Annotated in this window: 11 protein-coding genes; 9 read left to right on the top strand and 2 right to left on the bottom strand. The window is 65.9% G+C overall.

All coding sequences use genetic code 11. From position 1 onward, the window contains the following. The first annotated feature begins 165 nt into the window (after nucleotides 1-165). The 4 genes from SB4_RS02655 (at nucleotide 166) to SB4_RS02640 (ending at nucleotide 4,152) form a co-directional block, all read left to right on the top strand. Complete coding sequence (locus SB4_RS02655) at nucleotides 166-1,407, top strand: TetR/AcrR family transcriptional regulator (protein ID WP_058751309.1); 1,242 nt, start codon at nucleotides 166-168, stop codon at nucleotides 1,405-1,407. 118 nt (nucleotides 1,408-1,525) lie between these two features. Continuing rightward, entirely contained in the window at nucleotides 1,526-2,020 is a 495-nt protein-coding gene (locus SB4_RS02650) for an EF-hand domain-containing protein (RefSeq protein ID WP_058751308.1), read from the top strand. 78 nt (nucleotides 2,021-2,098) lie between these two features. Then, complete coding sequence (locus SB4_RS02645; RefSeq protein WP_058716332.1) at nucleotides 2,099-2,818, top strand: response regulator; 720 nt, start codon at nucleotides 2,099-2,101, stop codon at nucleotides 2,816-2,818. A 35-nt stretch (nucleotides 2,819-2,853) separates the two neighbouring features. Next, entirely contained in the window at nucleotides 2,854-4,152 is a 1,299-nt protein-coding gene (locus SB4_RS02640) for a sensor histidine kinase (RefSeq protein WP_082669918.1), read from the top strand. On the opposite strand, the gene SB4_RS02635 is transcribed toward SB4_RS02640, so the two are convergent. Together SB4_RS02635 and SB4_RS02630 are read right to left on the bottom strand one after the other, a co-directional pair. Next, nucleotides 4,149-5,630 carry an MFS transporter gene (locus tag SB4_RS02635; RefSeq protein ID WP_058751307.1) on the bottom strand — a complete coding sequence of 494 codons (1,482 nt, stop codon included), beginning with the start codon at nucleotides 5,628-5,630 and terminating at the stop codon, nucleotides 4,149-4,151. The genes SB4_RS02640 and SB4_RS02635 overlap by 4 nt on opposite strands. A 32-nt stretch (nucleotides 5,631-5,662) precedes the next feature. Then, nucleotides 5,663-6,694, bottom strand: a complete 1,032-nt coding sequence (locus SB4_RS02630) for a LacI family DNA-binding transcriptional regulator (protein WP_153006027.1) — start codon at nucleotides 6,692-6,694, stop codon at nucleotides 5,663-5,665. A 208-nt stretch (nucleotides 6,695-6,902) separates the two neighbouring features. Between SB4_RS02630 and SB4_RS02625 the strand changes: the two genes are divergently transcribed. From SB4_RS02625 to SB4_RS02605, 5 genes are all read left to right on the top strand, one after another. Beyond that, on the top strand, nucleotides 6,903-9,647 hold the full coding sequence (locus SB4_RS02625; protein ID WP_153006026.1) for a TonB-dependent receptor: 2,745 nt from the start codon (nucleotides 6,903-6,905) through the stop codon (nucleotides 9,645-9,647). A gap of 61 nt (nucleotides 9,648-9,708) precedes the next feature. After that, complete coding sequence (locus SB4_RS02620) at nucleotides 9,709-11,235, top strand: tryptophan halogenase family protein (protein ID WP_058751305.1); 1,527 nt, start codon at nucleotides 9,709-9,711, stop codon at nucleotides 11,233-11,235. Beyond that, a complete protein-coding gene (locus SB4_RS02615; protein WP_058751304.1) occupies nucleotides 11,232-13,025 on the top strand; it encodes an alpha-amylase family glycosyl hydrolase in 1,794 nt (597 codons plus the stop codon). The genes SB4_RS02620 and SB4_RS02615 overlap by 4 nt, the downstream gene beginning before the upstream one ends. Then, nucleotides 13,025-14,638 carry an alpha-glucosidase gene (locus tag SB4_RS02610; RefSeq protein WP_058751303.1) on the top strand — a complete coding sequence of 538 codons (1,614 nt, stop codon included), beginning with the start codon at nucleotides 13,025-13,027 and terminating at the stop codon, nucleotides 14,636-14,638. Before SB4_RS02615 ends, SB4_RS02610 begins: the two co-directional genes overlap by 1 nt. Further along, nucleotides 14,635-16,713, top strand: a complete 2,079-nt coding sequence (locus SB4_RS02605; RefSeq protein WP_058751302.1) for a glycoside hydrolase family 97 protein — start codon at nucleotides 14,635-14,637, stop codon at nucleotides 16,711-16,713. Before SB4_RS02610 ends, SB4_RS02605 begins: the two co-directional genes overlap by 4 nt. The last annotated feature ends 120 nt before the right edge of the window (nucleotides 16,714-16,833 follow it).

Genomic DNA, 16,833 nt, shown 5'->3' with positions numbered 1-16,833 from the left:
ACTGACCCCGCTTCGGCCATACCCTCTTTTTGATGGCGCGCAGGTCCGCTCGGCTTTTCCGTGCCTCAACCTGCGAAAGCCCGGTGACCGGCGATACTTTTTCTTTTAATACAGCCATCCGTGCGGCGCAGGATGCCTCGCGGACGAGCGAGGGGATGACGACAGATGACGGCGATGCCCGTCGGTGAAGGACAGAATACCGAGCGTTTTCGTCAGAAACGCGACGCCATATTGGCGGCGGCGGCGCAGGCGATCAACGAGCAATCGGCCAAGGGCATGACCTTTGCCGATGTCGCAAGGCGCGTCGGGCTGAATACCACCAGCGTCACCTATTATTTCCGCCGCAAGGAAGAACTGGCGGCGGCGGCGTTCGAGCATACGCTGGATCGCCTGCTGGAGATGCTGACCGAAGCGGCGGCGGAGGCTACGCCTCAGGCGCGCGTCGCCCGCTATCTGGCGATCAACATGGCGCGCCTCGCCCGGATCGAACGGGGCGAGGAAACGCCCTTTGCCGTGCTGTCCGACCTGCGGGCCATGGAGGAGCCGATCCGCGGCCGGTTGATGGCTGGCTGGCAAAAGGTGTTCCGCGCCACGCGCAGCCTTTGGGGCCCCGCTGCCAGCCGCGCGCATACCGACCTGTATGGGGCACGCGCGCATGTGCTGCTGGAGAACACCTTCTGGCTGCCGATCTGGCTGGTCCGCTACGAGCCCGACCAATATGCGCGGGTGGAGGAACGGCTGCTCGATGTCCTGACCAGCGGCATCGCTGCGCCGGGCTCCACCTGGTCGCCCACCATGCTCGATCTGGAAGCGCGCCAGGGTTCCGGCACCGAGCCGGGGCGCGAGGCGTTTCTGCTCGCCGCGACACGGCTGATCAACCAGCTGGGCTATCGCGGGGCCAGCGTCACGCGCATCGCGTCCGAGCTGAACGTCACCAAGGGCAGCTTCTACCACCATCTCGATGCCAAGGACGATCTGGTCGCCGCCTGTTACCGCCGCAGCTTCGATACGATCACCGCCGCGCAGCAGCTGGCCGATGCGGCGGGGGGCAGCCATTGGCACCGCCTGTCGAGCGCTATCGCCACGCTGCTCGACATTCAGTTCGCCGAGCGTGGGCCGCTTCTGCGCACCAGCGCGCTATCCAGCCTATCGGGGGAGGTCCGTTCCCAGATGGTCGAGCGGTCCAACCGCATCGCCCGGCGCTATGCGGGCACGATCATGGACGGCGTGGGCGAAGGATCGATGCGCGCGGTCGATGCGCTGATCGCGGCCCAGGCGCTGATGGCGATCCAGAATGCCGCCTTCGACATGCGCAAATGGGCGAGCACCATGGAGCGTCCCCAGGCGATCGCGCTATATGCCTCGACGATCCTCTACGGCATGTTCGACGACCGGCTGCTCGGCTGAGTCGCACAATTTGCGACAAATGCGGGGGATGCGCGACATGATCGGGCGACAGGCGCGGGGCAAAAGGGTGACCATTCGGAAGGGACTTCACCCTTGCCGCCCAGAGGATGCCCAACCCATGCGAAAGACCCTGATCGGCCTTTCCCTGCTCACCATGCTGGCCGCCACCGCCGCCCAGGCGCAGACCGACGCACCCTCGCCCCCGCACGGGGGTGGTGGCATGATGGGCGTCCGCCCCGATGCCGAAGGCAACATCACCCGCGCCGCGGTGATGGCCGCCGCCGACCAGCGCTTTGCCGCGATGGACACCGATCATGACGGCACCATTTCTGCGCAGGAGATGCAGGCGTACCGCGAACAGCGGCGTGCCGAATGGCAAGCGCGTCGGGGCGGCGGCGGAGGCGGCGAGCGCGCCGGTCGTCCCGATCGCCCCGCGCCCCGGCCGGTGACCGCCGAGGCTTTCCGCGCCCGCGCGCTGGCGATGTTCGACCGTCTCGACACCAATCACGACGGCAAGATCGACGCGGCCGAGCGCGCCGCCGCGCCCCGTTTCGGTCGCCGCCCCCAGGGCGACGTGCCGCCCGCCGCTCAGCCTGCCGGACAGGACGACTGAGCCGACAAGCGGGGCGACCGATTCTCCCACCGGTCGTCCCGCTTGCTAGGCCCATCCGCCATGCTAGACCCCTGCCCTATGTCCGATACGCCGCATTTGCTGCTCGTCGACGACGAGCGTTCGATCCGTGAGCCGCTGGCCGTCTATCTGACCAAGCAGGGCTTTCGCGTGACCCAGGCGGGCGATGCCGCCTCGGCCCGTACGCGCCTGGCCGCCTATGCGATCGACCTCGTCATCCTCGACATCATGATGCCGGGCGAGGACGGGCTGAGCCTGTGCCGCCATATCGCGGCGACCAGCGAGGTGCCGGTCATCCTGCTGACCGCCCGCGCCGAGGAGACCGACCGCATCGTCGGGCTGGAGATGGGCGCGGACGATTATGTCGTGAAACCCTTCTCGCCACGCGAACTGGCGACGCGGGCCAAGGTGGTGCTGCGCCGGACCCAAGCCGGGGGTGCCCGCCACCATGCGCCGGACAGCGGGTCCTACGCCTTTGCGGGCTGGGTGCTGAAATCGGGCGAGCGCTCGCTGGTCGACCGTGAAGGCGTGTCGGTCATGCTGTCGACCGGCGAATATAACCTGCTCCTCGCGCTGGTCAGCCGACCGCGCCAGGTGCTGACGCGTGACCAGCTGCTCGACCTGACGCAAGGGCGCGAGGCCGCCGCCTTCGACCGCGCGATCGACAACCAGGTCAGCCGGTTGCGCCGCAAGATCGAGGCGGACCCGAAATCGCCCGAGATCATCAAGACGGTCTGGGGCGGCGGCTACACGCTCGCCGCCGAGGTCACCCGCCTGTGACGCTGCGTCTGTGGCCGCGTCGGCTCGCGGCCCAAATGGCGCTGCTGATCGCCATCGCCCTGTTCCTCGCGCAGGCGATCAGCTTCACGCTGCTGCTCAGTGAGCGGCGCTCGTTGATCCTCGAACAGGTGACGGGCCCCGCCGTCGCCCGGCTGAACGACGCGGTCGAGCGAAGCGCCATGGGGCGCGGCCCCGGGGCGGATCGCGGGCGGGTGCGGCGCGTCCCGTCCAACCCGGTCAAGCCCGGTCTCCCCCGCGTGGCCGCAGTCGAAACCGTGGTGCGCGAGGGGATGAAGGAGCTGGGCCATCCCGTCCTGCAAGTCGTGACGGGCATCCGCCCCTTCAACACCGCCGAATTCGACTGGCCGCGCCGCCGGTTCGACCGCAACCGCCATCCGGTCGACGAATTGCTGATCGCGATCGAGACGCCCAAAATGGGTTGGTTCGTGACCCGGTCGGGCTGGCCGCATGACGGACTGTTCATCGTCTGGCGACTGATTACCCAGACGCTGATCCTCTACGGCATCATCCTATTGCCGGTGCTGTGGATCGGGCGCCGTATCTCCCGCCCGTTGCGTGACCTGACCCGGGCGGCCGAGCGCTTCGACCCGCGCGAACGGGGCGAGCCGATCCCCGAACAGGGGCCGCTCGACGTGTCCGGCCTGATCGCCGCTTTCAATGCGCTGCGCCTCAGGATCGGAGCGATGCTGGACGAGAAGGACCGGATGCTGGGCGCGATCGGCCACGACCTGCGCACCCCGCTTGCCGCCCTGCGTGTCCGTATCGAGTCGGTCGAGGACGAGCAGGATCGGCTGCGCATGGCCGATACCATCGCCGAGATGAACAAGACGCTGGAGGACATCCTCTCGCTCGCGCGGATGGGACGGCCCAGCGAGATGGAGACCGATGTCGACCTGAGCGCGCTGGTCGATGCGGTCGTCGCCGACTTCCATGATCTGGGCCAGGACGTGACCTTCGAGGAAGGCGGGCGGCTGCGGCTGAAGCTACGCCCTACGCTGATGCGGCGCGCGGTGCGCAACCTGATCGAGAATGCGGTCAAATATGGCCAGTCGGCCGATGTCCGCATCGATGCGCGCGCCGACCGGGTGGCGATCGTGGTGGCCGATGACGGTCCCGGCATCGCCCCCGATCAGCTGGAGACGGTGTTCGATCCCTTCACCCGCCTGGAAACCTCACGCAATCGCGAGACGGGCGGGATCGGTCTGGGCCTGGCGCTCGCCCGTTCGATCGTGCGCGAGGCGGGGGGCGATATCGTGCTGGCCAACCGGCCCGAAGGCGGGCTGGCGGCGACGATCACGCTGCCGCGTTCCTAGGCATCCCGAGCGACCCGCAGCATCGCCAGCGCCGCCAAGCCCATCACGCCCGCCGCGATGGCCATCGTCCAAACGATGTCGTGCGGAAAGAAGTGAACCACCACCGCCCCCATGATCGACGACACGATCAGCTGCGGCAGCACGATGAAGATGTTGAACAAGCCCATGTAGATGCCCAGCTTTTCTGCCGGTAGCGCCGCCGACAGTATCGCGTAGGGCATGGTCAGGATCGAGGCCCAGGCGATGCCGACCAGCACCATCGCGCCCATCAGCACCCACGCGTCGCGGATAACCAGGAACGACGCAAAGCCCGCCGCCCCGCACAGCAAGCCCAGAACATGGGTATTCCGCCGCCCGATCGCGCGCGCCAACGGCGGCAGCGCGAACGCCCAGAGCGTCGCGACCCCGCTATAGACCGCGAACAGGACGCCGACCCAGTTCGCTCCGGCGTTGAACGCCGCGCTGTTGGCGTCGGTGGTGTGGAAGACCCGCTCGGCGACGATCGGCGTGGTGTAGATCCACATGATGAACAGGGCCGACCAGGTGAAGAACTGGACCAGCGCCAGCCGCTTCATCGTGGACGGCATGGCCGAAAGGTCGGCCAGGATCTGGCTGAGCGCATTCTGTCCCTTACCCGCCCGCACCAGCATGGCGCTGACGATCTGGGCCAGCCCAAAGGCGCTCACCCCGCCGCCGAGCAGATAGACCGGCTTGTCGAGGGCGAACCATTTGACCGCCGCGACGATCAGGAGGCCCGCAACGATCCACAAGGGCGCCGTACGGATGCCGCTGGCCGGTACGGCATCGCTGTGCCCGGCCTGTCGCTCATCGCTTTCGGCAAAGCGGGCGAGTTGCTCGGGCGAATATTCGCGGGTCGTCAGGACCGTCCAGAGCACCGCCGTGAATAGCGCGGCGGCCCCGATATAGAAGCCGTAGCGTACCGATGGCGGCACCTCTCCCGGCCCGGCGACATTGGCGACATGGAAGACATCGGTCAGCACCATCGGCGCCAGCGACCCCAGGACCGCGCCTGCGCCGATAAAGCCCGTCTGGAAGGCATAACCCGCCGTCCGCTGGCGGCTGGGCAGCATGTCGCCGACAAAGGCGCGGAACGGCTCCATGGATATGTTGAGCGACGCGTCGAGCAGCCAGAGCAGCAGGGCCGCCCCGATCAGCCCGCCCGCATTGGGCATCCCAACCAGCGCCAGCGTCGCCAGCACGGCTCCGGCTAGGAAGTAAGGCCGCCGCCGCCCGAACCGGCCCCAGGTCCGGTCGCTGTAGTGCCCGATCACCGGCTGGACCAGCAGCCCGGTCAGCGGTGCTGCGATCCACAGAAAGGCGAGGTCCTTTTCGGCGGTGCCCAGCGACTGGAAGATGCGGCTGACATTGGCGTTTTGCAGGGCAAAGCCGATCTGGATGCCGAAAAAGCCGAACGAGGTGTTCCACAACCCCCAAAAGCCCTGACGCGGCTTCTCCATAACCCCTCCCAAAATTCTGTTATCATTATAATTTATGGTCTTATGCTCGACCCGCGCACGACCAGGGTGGCGGGCAGCAGCGTCGGCGTCGGCGGCTTGCCGGCAATTTCGGCCAGCAGCGCGCGGACCAGCAGCCGCCCGGCGGCGGCGGCATCCTGCACCACGGTCGTCAGCGGCGGATGCGCAAAGCTGGCCGCAGGAATATCGTCGAAGCCGACCAGCGAGATGTCGGCGGGCACGCGCAAACCCGCCCCGGCCAGCACGCGCATTGCGGCCAGGGCGATCAGGTCGCTCGCCGCCATGATGCCGTCGAACGCCTTGCCCCGTGCCAGCAATTCGCGCGCGGCGCGCTCGCCCTCTTCCTCACTGGATATCGCGCCGACCTGTAGCGCCGGGTCGCAAACCAGCCCCGCTTCCGCCAGCGCATCGCAATAGCCGCGATAGCGGTCATGGAATTCGGGATAATGGTCGGTCGCATCGCCCAGGAACGCGATCCGCTTGCGCCCCTGCGCCACCAGATGGCGGGTGGCGGCCAGCGCGCCCGCATGATTGTCGCAGCCGATGGTCAAACCCGGCTGCCCGGGTGCCACCGAACCCCAGCGGACGAAATGGGTGCCGCGCGCGACCAGCGTCTCCAGCTGTTCGCGATAGGCGGCATAATCGCCATAGCCGAGCAGGATCAGCCCATCGGCGCGGTGACTGTCCTCATAATCCGCCTGCCAGTTGCTGGTTGGGTTCTGGAACGAGACCAGAAGGTCGTACCCGACTTCGGCGCAGCTCTCCATGATGGAGCCTAACATACCGAGAAAAAAGGGATTGATTAGCGTGCGGCCTGGCGAGGGATCGCGGAACAGCAGCAGCGCCAGCGTCCGCGTCTGCCCGCTGCGCAGGTTCGAGGCGGCCCGGTCGACCGTATAGTTCAGCGTCTTGGCGATCGCCTCGATCCGCGCGCGGGTGGCGGCGCTGACCGAGGGGCTGCCGCGCAGCGCACGGCTGACCGTCGGCTGGGACACGCCCGCCATTTGCGCGATGTCGAACGATGTGGGCTTACGCGGACCGGCCAAGACGTGCGCTTCCTCCTCTCCTCCCCGCATACCGACTTTCGTGATCCGGGTTAAGCGCGAGCCCTGTCGTAATAATGCAACAGGCCGAAACGGCCGCATTGAATACGTATGCGGCATTATTCCTTTTCGACGCGAACGATTTCACAGAGGCGTCAACAACCATACCCGTTGGTCGATCAAGAAAACGGGATTTCTTGGAGGGGATTTCATGACGGTTCGCCCTGTGGCGCCGGCCGATGCCGCGCGCTCGTTCCTGAAGCTCGGGGTCAGCACGCTGGCCATGGTCGTCGCCGCGCCGGTCTTCGCGCAGACCACGACGATCGTGCCCGCGCCCACCACCAACAGCACCGACGCCGCCGCGCAGCAGGCACAGACCGATGCAGAACCCGGTGAAATCGTCGTCACCGGCTTCCGCGCCGCGCTGGAAAACGCCGTCGCCGAGAAGAAGAACCGCGATCTGGTCGTCGAGTCCGTCTCGGCCGAGGATATCGGCAAGCTGCCCGACGCCTCGATCGCCGAGTCCATCGCCCGCCTGCCCGGCGTCACGTCGCAGCGGGTGAACGGCCGCTCCAACGCCATCTCGATCCGCGGCTTTGCTCCGGACTTCTCGACCACGCTGCTGAACGGGCGCGAGCAGACCTCGACCGGCGACAATCGCGCGGTCGAGTATGACCAGTATCCGGCCGAGGTCGTGAACCAGGTCCTGATCTACAAGACCGCCAATGCCGGGCTGATCGGCCAGGGCCTGTCGGGCACGGTCGACCTGAAGACGATCCGCCCGCTCGATTACGGCAAGCGCGTGATCTCGGTCGGCGCGCGCGGCACCTATGCCGATATCGGCAAGCTGAATGCGGGGTCAAAGGACTTCGGCTATCGCGCCACCGCGACCTATGTCGACCAGTTCGCCGATGACACGATCGGCGTCGCACTATCGGCCAGCTATCTGAACGAACCATACCAGATTCAGGAAGGCAATGCCTGGGGCTATGCCCAGACCACCGTCGGCGGCCAGCCGGTGGACGTCATCGGCGGCTCCAAGTCCTATGTCACCTCGACCACGCTGAAGCGGCTGGGCCTTTCGGGCACAGTGCAGTGGCGGATGAGCGACACCTTCACCAGCACGCTGGACGGCTTCTATTCCGACTTCAACGACGACCAGATCAAGCGCGGTATCGAACTGCCGCTGCAATGGGGGTCGGGCACGTCGCTGACCAATGCCGTCGTCAATAACGGACTGGTCACCTCGGGCACCTTCAACAAGGTCGAAGGCGTCGTCCGCAACGACTCGTTCCAGCGCAAGGCCAAGCTCTATTCGTTCGGCTATAATGGCAAGTACAAGGGCGATGACGGCTGGAGCGCGTTCATCGACCTCAGCTATTCGCGCACCGACCGCGATGAAGTGACGCTGGAGACCTATAGCGGCACCGGTTACGGCCAGGGTGTCGGCGCGACCGACACGCTGGGCTTCACCACCGGCCGGACCGGCACCGTGTTCAAGCCGACGCTGAACTATTCCGACCCCAACCTGATCCAGCTGACCGATCCGCTGGGCTGGGGCGGCTCCACGCGCCAGACCGGCTATTATAACGACCGCAAGGTCACCGATGAGATCAAGCAGTATCGCATCGAGATCGAACGCGAAGTCGAGACCCCGATCGTCAGCGCGCTACGCTTCGGCCTGAACTATACCGATCATGCCAAATCGCTGGCACCCAACGAGTCCTTCGTGACGCTGCCCGGCACGGCCACCATCGCGCCGGTGCCGCAGCAATATCGCCAGACGCCGACCGACCTGACCTATCTGGGTCTGGGGCCGATGCTCAGCTATGATCCGCGCGCGCTGCTGGCGGGCGGGGTCCTCGTGCTGACGCCGAACACCAGCCCGGACATCCCCGCCAAGGCGTATCGCACCACCGAGCATCTGATGACCGCCTATGTCCAGGCGGACCTGAAGGCGCAGCTGGGCGCGGCCGAGCTGACCGGCAATATCGGCGTGCAGGCGGTCGGCACCGAACAGAAGTCGCGTGGCTTGGTCTATAACGGCACCGGCTATACCAACATCACCCAGGGCGACGATTACTGGGATATCCTGCCCAGCGCCAACCTGTCGCTGCGCCTGCCCAGCGACTGGGTGTTCCGCCTGGCCGCCGCGCGCCAGATGATGCGCCCGCGCTTCGACGACATGCGTGTCGCCCTGTCCTATGGCTTCGATGCCCAGCAGGGCCTGATCTCGGGCAATGGCGGCAACCCGTATCTCCGCCCGATCCGCGCCAATTCGTTCGACGCGACGATCGAGAAATATTTCGGGACCAAGGGCTATCTGGCGGCGCAGGGCTTCTACAAGGATCTTAAGAGCTTCGTTTACAATCTTGAGCAGCCTTACGACTATACCGGCCTGCCGCTTCCCGCCGCGCTGCCCGCGGGCATCCCGACCTTCGGACGCATCACCCGGCCGATCAACGGCACCGGCGGCAAGATCTATGGTGCCGAGCTGGCGGGCACCCTGCCGCTCGGGCAACTGGTCGGCTTCCTCGACGGCTTCGGCCTGACGGGTGGTGGTTCGTACACCAAGACCGAGATCACCCCGACGCCCGGCGGCAATGCCGAGGACATCCCCGGCTATTCGCGCTGGGTGGCCAACGGCACCGCCTATTTCGAGAAGTGGGGCTTCAACATCCGCGGCTCGGTCCGGTATCGTTCGACCTTCGTGGGTGAGCTGTCGGGCTTCGGCGCCAACCGCGTCCGCCGCCGCGCCATCGACGAGACGATCGTCGACGGCCAGATCGGCTATGACTTCCAGGACGGGTCGCTGAAGGGCCTGTCGCTGTTCGTGCAGGGCCAGAACCTGACCGACACCCCCTTCGTCACCGTCAATGGCGGTCGCCGCGACGAGGTGATCGATTATCAAAGCTATGGCCGCCGGTTCCTGGCCGGGTTTACCTATCGCTTCTGATGATCCCCTACCCCCGCGCCGGTGAGCCCACCACCGGCGCGGGGAAGTTGTGAGACGCCGCATGGACGCCGCCCCTTCCGCAGACCGTATCGCCCGACGGGTCGTGATCGTCGGCAGCGGCACCGCCGGATGGATGGCGGCGGCGGCGCTGGCGCGGTTCCTGCCCGCCGACCACCGCATCACCCTGATCGAATCCGACGCCATTGGTACGGTTGGCGTAGGCGAGGCGACCATCCCCGGCATCCGCCTGTTCAACCAGATTCTGGGCCTGGACGAGGCCGAGTTTCTCCGCGCGACGAACGGCAGCTTCAAGCTGGGTATCCGGTTCGAGGGATGGTCGAGTGAAGGCAGCGGCTATCTCCACGCCTTTGGCAGCATCGGTCGCGCGCTGGGGCTGGTGCCGTTTCACCATTACTGGCTGCGCGGCGGCGGGGCGGCGAACCCGGCCTCGCTCTGGGGCCATAGCCCAAGCGCACAAGCCGCGATGGCGGGCCGCTTCGCCCCCGATCCCGGCCGCCCCGACCTGCCGAGCGGTCTGGCCTGGGCCTATCATTTCGACGCCAGCCTCTATGCCGCGTTGCTCCGCCGCCATGCCGAAACGGCGGGCGTGGTGCGGGTCGAAGGGCGCATCGCCTCGGTCGCGCGCGATAGGGGCGGGCGGATCGACCATGTCGTGCTCGACGGCGGAGACGCCCATGCGGGTGACCTGTTCATCGACTGCACGGGTTTCCGCGCTCTGCTGATCGGCGAGACGCTGGCCGAGCCGTTCGACGACTGGTCGGAGTTGCTGCCCTGTGACCGCGCGCTGGCGGTGGCGGGCGAGCGTGCCGCCCCCCTGCCCCCCTATACCCGCGCGATCGCGCATGGTGCGGGCTGGCGCTGGCGCATTCCGCTTCAGCATCGCACCGGCAATGGCCTGGTCTATGACAGCCTCCATCTTTCGGACGACGAGGCCACTGATCGCCTGCTGACCGCGCTGAACGGCGAGGCCATGGGCGAGCCGCGCCGTTTGCGCTTCACCACCGGACGCCGCTGCCGCGCCTGGGTCGGCAATTGCGTTGCGCTCGGGCTGGCGGCGGGATTTCTGGAGCCACTGGAGTCGACCAGCATCCACCTGATCCAGTCGGGCATCGCGCGACTGCTCGAATATTGGCCGGGCTCGACGCTCCAGCCGGTCGAGATCGACGCCTATAACGCCGAGACCGCCGCCGAGTGGCTGGCGATCCGCGACTTCCTGATCCTGCATTACCACGCCAATGCGCGGACCGAGCCCTTCTGGACCGAGCGGCGGGCGGTGCCCTTGCCCGATAGCCTCGCTGCCCGGATCGCGCTGTTCCGTGCGAACGGCCGATTCCGTCGTGAGGGCGAGGAGCTGTTCGCCGAACCCGCCTGGGTCCAGGTGATGATCGGACAGGGCATCATTCCCACCGGCCATCATGCGCTGGCCGATACGCTGACGGCGCATGAGCTCGACGATTTCCTCAACCTCACCCGGCGTCATGCCGCGCAGGTGGCCGCCCGGTTGCCGACGCACGACGCCTTCCTCGCCGCGCATTGCGCCGCTCCTGCCCCAAAGGTTTTCGCATGAAAAAGCTGCTGCTCGCGCTCCTCGCGACCGCTACGCCGCTCGCCGCACAGGATTACCGCCAGCGCCTGCCGCAGGACGAAGTGATCTATTTCGTCCTGCCCGACCGGTTCGATAATGGCGACACCGCCAATGATCGCGGCGGCCTGAAGGGCGGGCCGCTGACCACCGGCTTCGACCCGACGCATAAGGGCTTCTACCATGGCGGCGACCTGAAGGGGCTGACCAAGCGGCTCGACTATATCCAGGGGCTGGGCGCGACTGCGATCTGGCTGGGGCCGATCTTCAAGAACAAGGCGGTGCAGGGCGCCAAGGGGCAGGAGAGCGCGGGCTATCACGGCTATTGGATCACCGATTTCACCACGGTCGATCCGCATCTGGGCAGCGAGGCCGATCTGCGCGCCTTCATTGCTGCGGCGCATGGCCGGAGGATGAAGGTCTATATGGACATCATCGTCAACCATACGGCGGACGTGATCCAGTATCGCGAATGCGCCGAAGGCTTGCCCTGCCCGTATCGCGACCGCGCGACCTATCCCTATCAGCGGCGCGGCGGCGTGAAGGGCACGGCGATCAATCCGGGTTTTCTGGGCGACGATGTGCAGACGGCGGCGAACTTCGCGAAGCTGACCGACCCGAATTACGCCTACACCCCTTACGTCCCAGCAAGCGAGAAGAACGCCAAGACCCCGGCCTGGCTCAACGACCCGATCTATTATCACAATCGCGGCAATACGAGCTTCGAGGATGAAAGCTCGACCATGGGCGACTTCTCGGGACTGGACGATCTCTACACCGAAAATCCGCGCGTCATTGCGGGCATGATCGACATTTATGGCAGCTGGATCGACCGCTTCGGCATCGATGGCTATCGCATCGACACCGCCAAGCATGTGAACCCGGCGTTCTGGCGCAGCTTTGTCCCCGCCATGCTGGACCGCGCGAAAGCCAAGGGTATCCCGAACTTCCATATCTTCGGCGAAGTGACGGCGGGGATGGACCCCGGCTACCTCGCACGCTGGACCAAGATTGCAGACTATCCGGCGGTCCTCGACTTCGCGTTCATGAACGCGGTGATCCAGACCGTCGCCGAGAATAAGCCGACGCGTGTGCTATCCAACCTGTTCGAGGGCGATGTGCTCTATGCCAAGGGCGAGGCGACGGCGGACATATTGCCGACCTTTCTCGGCAATCACGATCATGGCCGCTTTGCCCGTGATGTGCGTGAAGCCAACCCGAATGCCTCGGACGAGGAAATCCTGAAGCGGGTCGAACTCGGCCATGCGATGCTGCTGACGCTGCGAGGTGTGCCGACCATCTATTCGGGCGATGAACAGGGTTTTGCGGGTGACGGCAACGACCAGGACGCGCGCGAGGACATGTTTGCCAGCAAGGTCGCGAGCTACAACGACAACAAGCTGGTCGGCACCTCCAAGACGACCGCGACCGACAGCTTCATGCCCTCCCATCCGCTCTACCGCGAGATCGCGACACTCGCCCGCTTGCGCACCGCTAATCCTGCGCTCACGCGAGGGCGACAGGTGATCCGGGCACGTGGCGATGCGCCGGGACTGTTCGCCGTCTCGCGCTTCGATCCCGCCACGGGCCGCGAATATGTGATTGCCTTCAACACCTCGGCCAAGCCTCTTGCTCAGGCCGTACAGGTTGAAACGGCGTCGCAACGTTTCGCGACCATGGCCGGCACCTGTGCCCCGACCGCCGCCGCGCCGGGGAGCCTGATGTTGGAATTGCCCGCCTTCGGTTATGCCGTCTGCGCGGCGGAGAGCCGTTGATGACCGAGACTTACCCCAATCCCCCGCGCCCCTGGTGGAAGGGCGCGGTGATCTATCAAATCTACCCGCGCAGTTTTGCCGACAGCAATGGCGACGGCATCGGCGACCTGCCCGGCATCACGGCGCGGCTGGACCATGTCGCCAGCTTGGGCGTGGATGCCATCTGGCTGTCGCCCTTCTTCACCTCGCCGATGAAGGATTTCGGCTATGACGTGGCGGATTACCGCGATGTCGATCCGATCTTCGGCACGCTGAAGGACTTCGATGCGCTGGTCGCGCGGGCGCACGAACTGGGACTGAAGGTCGTCATCGATCAGGTGTACAGCCATACCTCGGACGAACACCCCTGGTTCACCGAGAGCCGGTCGAGCCGCACCAACGCCCGTGCCGACTGGTATGTCTGGGCCGATGCCAAGCCCGACGGTTCGCCGCCGTCCAACTGGCAGTCGGTGTTCGGCGGCCCCGCCTGGACCTGGGATGCACGACGCGGGCAATATTATCTGCACAATTTCCTGAAGGAACAGCCGCAGCTTCACGTCCACCACCCGGACGTGCAGGCCGAATTGCTGGCGACCGCGCGCTTCTGGCTGGACCGGGGGGTGGACGGCTTCCGCCTCGATGCGATCAACTTCATGATGCATGAGCCGACCATGCGCGATAACCCGCCCGCGCCGGATAACGGCAAGACGCGCACCCGGCCGTTCGACTTCCAGTTGAAGCTCTATAACCAGAGCCACGCCGATATCGTGCCGTTCCTAGAGCGTATCCGCGCCACGCTGGACGAGTATGGCGACCGCTTCACCGTGGCGGAAGTCGGCGGCGATGAGGCGGATCGCGAGATGAAGCTGTTCACCGCCGGGGACCATCGGCTGAATACGGCTTACGGCTTCGACTTCCTTTATGCCGACCGGCTGACCCCGCGCATCGTCGCCGAGGCGGTCGCGAAATGGCCCGCCGAGCCGGGCATCGGCTGGCCAAGCTGGGCGTTCGAGAACCATGACGCGCCACGCGCCGTATCGCGCTGGGCTAGCCCCGAGCATCGCGACGCCTTTGCGCGGATGAAGATGCTGTTGCTGCTGTCGCTTCGCGGCAATGCCTTTGTCTATCAGGGCGAGGAACTGGGACTGACCCAGGTCGATGTCCCCTTCGAGCGACTGGTCGACCCCGAGGCCATTGCCAATTGGCCACTGACCCTGTCGCGCGACGGGGTGCGGACGCCGATGCCGTGGAGCAGCAACGCGATCAACGGCGGCTTTTCGGATGCCGAGCCTTGGCTGCCGACCGGCCCGGATCACGCGGCGCTGGCAGTCAATCGGCAGGACGGCGACCCGGACTCGCTGCTGAACCTCACCCGTCGCCTGGTGCGGCTGCGTGCCGAAACGCCCGCGCTGGCGGTCGGCGACCTGACGCTGCTCCATGCCGACGACCAGCTGCTCGCATTCGAGCGTCGCGAGGGCGACCAGCGCCTGCTCTGCCTGTTCAATCTGGGCGACATGCCCATCGCATTGCCCTCTAACCTTCCACGCGGTGGGCGGGTGCTGGTCCAAATCAATAGCGCCACCGACGAACGCCTGGGCGCGTTCGGGGCGGCGATCCGGGAGATGACTGTATGAAGACCACCATCGCCATCGGGCTGGGGCTGATCGCCAGCGCCGCCTCGGCCCAGAACGGCCCCGCCGATCCGGCGGTCAACGAGACGTTCAAATTTGCCAAGCCCGCCGGGCAGCCCGATGCGATCGAAACCTCACCCGACGGCCAGATCACCGTGCAGGTGTCGACCGACAATGACGGCCGCGCGGTCTATATGATCGCCCGCAACGGTAAGGCGATCGTTGCGCCCTCGCGGCTGGGCATGATGTTCACCGACGCGCCCAAGATCGAGCGCGGCATGAAGATCGAAGCCGTGTCGCACGCCAAGTCCGACACCAGCTGGACCCAGCCCTGGGGCGAGTGGCGCACGATCCGCGACAATCACCGCGAGATGCGCGTCCGCCTGATGGAGTCGAGCGCACTCCACCGCCGCTATGACGTGGTGTTCCGGGTGCAGGACGACGGCGTCGGCTTCCGCTACGAATTTCCCGAGCAGCAGGCGATGCCCCATGGAAACATCGCCGAGGAGCTGACCGAGTTCAACATCGCGCAAAACGGGACCGCCTGGTGGAAGCCCGCCTTCCTGTGGAACCGCGAGGAATATCTCTACGACCGCACCCCGATCAACGCGGTCGGCACGGCGGCAACGCCGATCACCATGAAGCTGGACGACGGCACGCACATCGCCATCCATGAAGCGGCTCTGGTCGACTATGCCAGCATGGCGGTGATGAAGACCGAGGGGAACAGCTTCAAGGCGGTCCTCACCCCCGGCTCGGGCGCGCCCAAGGTGGTGAAGACGGGTGCCTGGACGACGCCGTGGCGCACCTTCCTGATCGCCCCCGATGCGGGGGGGCTCTATATGAGCCACCTGATGCTCAACCTGAACGAGCCCAACAAGCTGGGTGACGTGTCCTGGGTGAAGCCGGGCAAGTTCGTCGGCGTCTGGTGGAAGATGATCAAGGGCGAATGGAGCTGGGCGCGCGGCCCTCGCCACGGTGCGACCACCGCAAACGTAAAGACCTATATCGACTTCGCCGCGAAGTACGGCATCCCCGGCGTGCTGGTCGAGGGGTGGAATATCGGCTGGGACGGCGACTGGGCGGGCAATGGCTCGGCGATGCAGTTCGCGACCCCGACCGAGGATTTCGACGCCGACGCGCTGGCGAAGTACGCCAAGTCCAAGGGCGTTTCGCTGATCGGCCATCACGAGACCGGCGGCGCGGTCAGCCATTATGAGAGCCAGTTCGATCCCGCCTTCAAATTCGCTGCCGATCATGGCGAGCATGTCGTCAAGACCGGCTATGTCGCCGATGCCGGGCAAATCGAGCGGGTGAATGCGGACGGTTCAGTGTCGCGCGAATGGCATGAGGGCCAGTGGATGGTGAACCACCATCTCCGCGTACTGGAGGCCGCCGCCAAATATAAGGTGTCGATCGACTCCCATGAGCCGGTCAAGGACACGGGCCTGCGCCGGACCTATCCCAACTGGCTGGCGCGCGAGGGCTCGCGGGGGATGGAATATAACGCCTGGCCGGGCAAGAACCCGCCCGAGCATGAGGTCAACCTGGCTTTCACCCGGATGCTGGAAGGCCCGATGGACTTCACGCCGGGCGTGCTCAGTCTGACCGGCAGTGACAATAGCCCGATCCAGTCGACCATCGCCAAGCAATTGGCGCTCTATGTGGTGCTCTACTCGCCGGTGCAGATGGCGGCCGACACGCCCGAGAATTACGCGAAATATCCGCAAGCCTTCCGCTTCATTGCGGATGTGCCGGTGGATTGGGAGGATAGCCGGGTGCTCAACGGCGAGGTCGGCGATTACGTCACCTTCGCGCGGCGCGACCGCAAGAGCCGCGATTGGTATATCGGATCGATCACCGACGAGAATGCGCGGGAGCTGACCGCGACGCTCGACTTCCTCGATCCGGGCAAGACTTACGAGGCGCAGGTCTACAAGGACGGCCCCGGTGCGACCTATGCGACCGACGCGCGGCATTCGATCGCGTTCGAGACCAAGCGGGTGAAGAAGGGCGATATCCTCACCCTCTCGCTGGCCCCCGGTGGTGGTCAGGCGATCCGGTTGAAGGCACTGTAAACCTGTTCCTCTCCCACAGTGGGAGAGGGACCTTGCGTAGCATGGTGGAGGGGTATCGCAGGTGGCGAGGTTGGTTTGCCCTCGCCGATCGGGACACCCCTCCGTCAGGGCGTCGCCCTG

Origin of the sequence: Sphingomonas sanguinis (genome assembly GCF_001476905.1) — a bacterium.
GTDB lineage: Bacteria > Pseudomonadota > Alphaproteobacteria > Sphingomonadales > Sphingomonadaceae > Sphingomonas > Sphingomonas sanguinis_B.
The sequence above is the reverse complement of the archived record's forward strand: the minus strand, read 5'-3'. Positions and strand labels throughout refer to the sequence as shown.

Excerpts from the sequence above, each read along its gene's own strand:
- SB4_RS02605 (WP_058751302.1), top strand. The coding sequence starts at position 14,635 with ATGAAGACCACCATCGCCATCGGGCTGGGGCTGATCGCCAGCGCCGCC.
- SB4_RS02615 (WP_058751304.1), top strand. The coding sequence starts at position 11,232 with ATGAAAAAGCTGCTGCTCGCGCTCCTCGCGACCGCTACGCCGCTCGCC.
- SB4_RS02635 (WP_058751307.1), bottom strand. The coding sequence starts at position 5,630 with ATGGAGAAGCCGCGTCAGGGCTTTTGGGGGTTGTGGAACACCTCGTTC.
- SB4_RS02625 (WP_153006026.1), top strand. The coding sequence starts at position 6,903 with ATGACGGTTCGCCCTGTGGCGCCGGCCGATGCCGCGCGCTCGTTCCTG.
- SB4_RS02645 (WP_058716332.1), top strand. The coding sequence starts at position 2,099 with ATGTCCGATACGCCGCATTTGCTGCTCGTCGACGACGAGCGTTCGATC.
- SB4_RS02610 (WP_058751303.1), top strand. The coding sequence starts at position 13,025 with ATGACCGAGACTTACCCCAATCCCCCGCGCCCCTGGTGGAAGGGCGCG.
- SB4_RS02620 (WP_058751305.1), top strand. The coding sequence starts at position 9,709 with ATGGACGCCGCCCCTTCCGCAGACCGTATCGCCCGACGGGTCGTGATC.
- SB4_RS02640 (WP_082669918.1), top strand. The coding sequence starts at position 2,854 with ATGGCGCTGCTGATCGCCATCGCCCTGTTCCTCGCGCAGGCGATCAGC.
- SB4_RS02655 (WP_058751309.1), top strand. The coding sequence starts at position 166 with ATGACGGCGATGCCCGTCGGTGAAGGACAGAATACCGAGCGTTTTCGT.
- SB4_RS02650 (WP_058751308.1), top strand. The coding sequence starts at position 1,526 with ATGCGAAAGACCCTGATCGGCCTTTCCCTGCTCACCATGCTGGCCGCC.